At 70.8% G+C, this 233-nt stretch carries 1 protein-coding gene; it reads left to right on the forward strand.

Features of this window, described 5'->3' with window-relative positions:
* Positions 1-233: FtsW/RodA/SpoVE family cell cycle protein (locus L0668_RS20610; protein WP_235314608.1), on the forward strand; the 233-nt coding region annotated here is incomplete at both ends.

The raw sequence follows: 233 nt of genomic DNA on the forward strand, positions 1-233 counted from the left end.
GACCAAGGTCAAGGCGCGGCGGTTCGCGCTCGCCGGGGCCGCCTTCTTCACGGTGATGCTTGCGATCGTGCCCTTGGTCGGCGCCGAGGTGAACGGCGCGCGGCGCTGGATCGGCCTCGGCGCGGCGCAGTTCCAGCCGTCGGAGTTCCTGAAGCCGCTGTTCGTCGTCAGCCTCGCCTGGCTGCTGTCGCTCAAGCAGCAGGATCGCAGCCTGCCGGTCGTGCCGCTGTCGG

Source organism: Paraglaciecola algarum (assembly GCF_021532655.1).
Taxonomy (GTDB): Bacteria; Pseudomonadota; Gammaproteobacteria; order Enterobacterales; family Alteromonadaceae; genus Paraglaciecola; species Paraglaciecola algarum.